Source organism: Calyptranema fuscum S582, assembly GCF_055793305.1.
The window spans coordinates 1-4,660 of record NZ_JBSLYH010000110.1; the positions used below are offsets into that span (position 1 = coordinate 1).

3 protein-coding genes are annotated in these 4,660 nt (G+C 46.5%); all 3 read right to left on the minus strand.

Translation table 11 applies throughout. The features are described 5' to 3' along the window. Window positions 1–118: 118 nt before the first annotated feature. Window positions 119–787 (minus strand): hypothetical protein, encoded by a 669-nt coding sequence (locus ACR6Z4_RS31990; RefSeq protein ID WP_479721362.1) that lies wholly within the window; start codon window positions 785–787, stop codon window positions 119–121. Beyond that, a complete protein-coding gene (locus tag ACR6Z4_RS31995) occupies window positions 784–1,365 on the minus strand; it encodes a hypothetical protein (protein ID WP_479721363.1) in 582 nt (193 codons plus the stop codon). The genes ACR6Z4_RS31990 and ACR6Z4_RS31995 overlap by 4 nt, the downstream gene beginning before the upstream one ends. Window positions 1,366–1,460: 95 nt before the next feature. Then, the gene (locus ACR6Z4_RS32000) at window positions 1,461–3,341 is read right to left on the minus strand and encodes a hypothetical protein (RefSeq protein WP_479721364.1); all 1,881 of its coding nucleotides are present in this window, start codon (window positions 3,339–3,341) and stop codon (window positions 1,461–1,463) included. Window positions 3,342–4,660 lie beyond the last annotated feature (1,319 nt).

Sequence of the window (4,660 nt, forward strand, 5' to 3'; positions counted from 1 at the left end):
GGACTGCTGCTCCTCTGGTTTAAGGTCATCTAAATTTTCACGGATTAAAAGAAGACTCTCTGGATTCAGGAGTAATAAATCTTTAATATTCATAATCGTAAAATACGAGAAAAGAACTTCACAAAAGGGCTATATCCAGAGATATCACTTGGTCAGGTGCCAGAACGCCTCCGACTGTGATGACTTCAAATTCTCCTGTTTCTTGAGGATGTTGAGATTTGACTTTAGCGATCGCCTCTTCAATTCCAGTTTCCTGAACGATGTAAATCTGTGTTTCACTTCGTAGAACCCATATCGGCTTAGACCATGTATGTCGGGGTTGAAGTACTGCTTTATGAATAATCCGATGGCTCCACTGAATCAGTTGTTCTAAGGTATCTTCAGAGAAAAAATCAGCAATTTGTGATTGAAATAGTTCTCTGAGTTGCGCTGTTGAAATATGCTCTGGGACATTTGTTGAATCTAGTAAAGATGCAGAACTCGAAGAACTGTCTAGGGATTGCACAACCAAAGATTCAAGCCGACGTTGAATCTGGGTTGTAATGGAATCAAAGTCCGGCTCCATCAGAATGTGCCCTAAGTGCTCTCGCAACAAGCTCTTCAGTTTCTCATCGTCAAGAGCAACCCCGCGAGTAATGAGATATCCTGAAAGCCCCTTTCCCACATCCCGTCCACAACCCACTTCGCCATTGGCAGCGTCCTCTGCTTCAACCAGCTCTAGCAGACGTTGATGACGAGCTGCTTTGTCAGAGATGGCTTTTGACTGGGCAGGGATCGATTGAGTCATAGGTCGTCTATCCTCAAAGTCTCGAAGTAAACGAGGTTATCAGGTTCTTCAGGGTCAGGACCGCAATTAAGCAGTCCAACTCGCAGCTTTCTGTAAAATCCTAGCGCACCTGGAAGCGCATGTAATCCTATTCTGCCTTGATAACCCAGTTCATGGCTGCGGGCGATCGCAAAATCTACCAGATTGCCCCCGACACCTTTATAAGTCGGAGGGTTCGTGATGAGGGGTCGATTCCAAGGGGCGGTTGCCAAAGCACTAATGTATACCAACCGTCGTCGCAACTGAGATTCAATCTGACAGCGTTTCTTTAAGACATCGAGCATCATCAGCCCTTGAGTGATACCCTCGCACTCGATCGCGTACAACTCATCACCTAGGAGCAACTTCGATCGACGGCTCTTACCCACCCAGTTCCAGTACTCATCGTCTTGACCGCTTCCTACCAAGATTGGCTCCCAAAATGTCTTGGCATCCTCAAGGTGCTTGTCAGTCACCTCCGTCAGGATGGCATCAACGATCTGTTGATCTTGAACTTGTAGTAGCTGAATGATGCGATTCAACGGAATAAGAAGATTCAACAACGGCTCTCATCATAAGGCTTTAGGGCTTAGAATTTGCTCGTCATCAAAAATCCAGGTGCCCGTTAAACAAGCAGGTGCTTGGAGGTTCATATTCAGCCAGTCCCCACGTCATCGGAAGGACGATCGTGCGGTGCTGATATAAGGTTTTGTATCTGGTAAACCAGCAAGAGCCAATCATCTTCCACCAGATTTTGCAGAGTCTTGCCGATCGCTTGTCCAATAAATGCTTTTACCTGATCTAATGACCAGCCCATTTGGTTTACCAATTGACCAAACTGGTATCTCAAGTCATCTTGCTGCTTTGGTATAGGCACTGCTGAGGCAGGTTTGTTTTTTGGAGTTGCTGGCTTCAAATTTGGACGAGGATGCAGCGGGGGAGAAGAAGGGGGGTTTGGATGCACTGTTGAAGGGAAAGAGGGTTTAGGAGCTTTTTCTAGGTTGCTTCTTCCTAAATCAGGCAGAGCAGTTTCTACAGGAACGTTTTGCAAAGACAACTCCCCAGTCATTTCACATGCTTGGGCTGTGAATAACCCCCCCGTACCCCCCCTGGAAGACAAAATATGAGAAGGAGTCAAACCAGAATCAGCCGCAGGCGCTAAACCCTTCATATAGGGCTTAGTATGTACTTCCTGATTGGATAAGGGTTCTAGCGATTTTTGAGGTTCTACTTGAGCCGATGCTGATGAGGCTAAAACTGCTTCAGTATGGTTAGTACACACCTCTTGCACCAGGTCACTCCCTTCGGGATACCAGAGGTGCAGATATTTGCGAGTGGTCTGCTTACTACATTTAGCAAGTTTAATGATGGCATTCTCAAGGGCTGTTTTTGTCTTGTATAGAGCCAATTCTCCTGCTTCTTTCAAATGATTCAATGCATGGGTAATTCGGGCTTGAGCATCTTCAGCGCGCGCTTGATTGACGAGATTGCCTGACGAAACCGCGCCATTCCCCTCTTCTTGGTGAATATTGCCCTGGCGTGTAGCCTCTGTTCCAAGCGGCCAGTAATACCCCTCTGCTGCTCGTGCCCATACCCGACAACGGAGTTCAATCTCGTGCTGGTGACGACACCATTGAGCATAGCCAGCACTGTTGGTTGCAGTACGCTGGACGTACTCAATCAAGTGTTCACCCTCTAGCCGCTGAAACACGACTCCATAGCAGGCAATCTGCTTCAGAAGGTGATTCGTTTGTCCGTGGTCAGTCCATCCTTCACTGATTTCAAACTCCAGGGCAGTACGCCATGCTTCCACAACAGCGGAATCTCGGCGTGCCGATCGCTTTCTCCAATTCTTTTGAGCTTGGGCGATCGCCTGCCGTAACTGATCGGTGTCCTGCCCAGCCGCACAGTGATCCCAGATTTCAAAAAAACGCTCCAATCCACCAACCATTGGATTGATGTCATCATCCAGAAGCTGGGAACCTGTTGCGGGTTGTAGGGGAAGCCGATGCCCCTGATACTCGGTAAACTCACCTTCCCGCGCATAGGCTTTGCAGTTGGGGAAGATCTCTAACTGTCCTTGCTCAACCGTTAGACCCTGGGCTTCCAGACATTGTCGGATTGCAGTTGCTAACCCAAAAGTGGGCATTTGTTCTGGAAAGGGAAGCCAGAGATGCAGTCCACCACTTGAACTGGATTGGATCAGGAACGTTCGGGCGATTCCAATTGTTTCTAATGCGGCTCGAATGACAGACAATGCTTGGGCATCCTGTTTGGGGTGATAGGCTCCCTTCACATCTAAGTCAATCATGGCGTAGCGGGTTAGCGAATCAAATCGTACCCCGACAACCTGAGCCGCATCCTGCCAGAACCGCCAAAGTTCCCTTGGACGCAGTGGATAGTCATTTAAGGTTTTCCAACTGCTATCTGGCTCGTTAGTTTTGACGATCGCCTTCCAAAGATAGGGGAAGGTTTGATACAGCCGCTTGCCTAATTCATCACTGGGCAACGGCTCTACTCGACGAGGTTTGCTCATGCAACACCTCCAACTGTATCAAAGAAGAACCAATTTTTGTGGATTACCATGAAACGCTTTGTTCCAAATAGCCAAACAAAACTTGGGCAATTGGCAGTTCGACGTAGGCTGACCAATTACCTGATTAAGCAATAGGGAATAGAGCGTTGTGCCGTAATTTAGGCAGACTTGGGTGCAGAAGCTCTTGGCTTGCAACACCTGAAGGAATTTGCTTAAAATGGGCACAGCAAAACTAGGGATCTAACTGTCACTCGCCAAAGTATCTAGTTAGGATCACTACGCTCTATTGCGATGAAAGTAACGTTTGAACTTAAAAGCTCCATCTGTGTCAGCAGTTGGGGCTTTTGCAGTTCTGAGAGGCTTCTTAAGTCATGGGATTTTCTCCTGGGCTATGGATGCCAAAAGGAATCGAATTGCGATCGCTTTTGACATTGGTTTCAAACGTAGGCTGACACTTCAAGCTCATACCTACGAGAAACAATTAATTTTTCGCGTTTAAAGCGTAGCCCCTCAGTTTGCCCAACCATGTGGTTACACCGTGATCGATCTAATTAATCTAATCAGGCTTGTAACGATCTTGAAAACCTTTGATGGGTGAGCCATTGAAAAATCTTAAGTCATGAGTAGGGGTATCTAAAGTCTCTAGCAGGGGATAGCAAAGTCAGAAGTAGGGGAAATTAAAGTCCCTGCTAAAGGGGGTTACTTTCTGGGATTTGTAACCAAAATGATCTCAAACACAGACCCAGCAGGGGTTACAGCAGGGTTACAGCTACAGTGACTTGAGACTCGATCGAATGTCACGACTAGGGGAAGCTAATGTCATAACCAGGGGATGTGTAACCATCGAAAAAATGGCTAAGAAGCTCATAGGATAATAGTTACAGCAAAGTTACCTGTTAGGTTACAGTGACATCCAAAGCCAGAGTAACGATGCCTATATCTAGTGGTTACTTCTTGGTACTACACCAGTATTGACATAGTTAATCTGCACTAATCCTATATTTAGTGTCTAGCAATACTTCCTTACGCTAAATAAGCCTGTAACCAAGTTGTTCGCCTCTTCCCTCATGTTTGCTTAAGTCACCAGCAGAGGGGCTTGTTGTCACGTTCAGGGGAAGAATTAGATACCCAAACTGTTCAAAAGCCTCATCTAGAAGTGGTTACAGAAGGTTACAGGTCGATCACCTACAATATTGAAGTCACACTCAGGGGAAGCTAATGTCACGACAATAGGGTGCTAAAAGAGAACGGATTAGTCCCAACTACTCTCCTGGTAATGGTTACAGCCAAGTTACTAGTCTTGTAACCATGAATTCTGT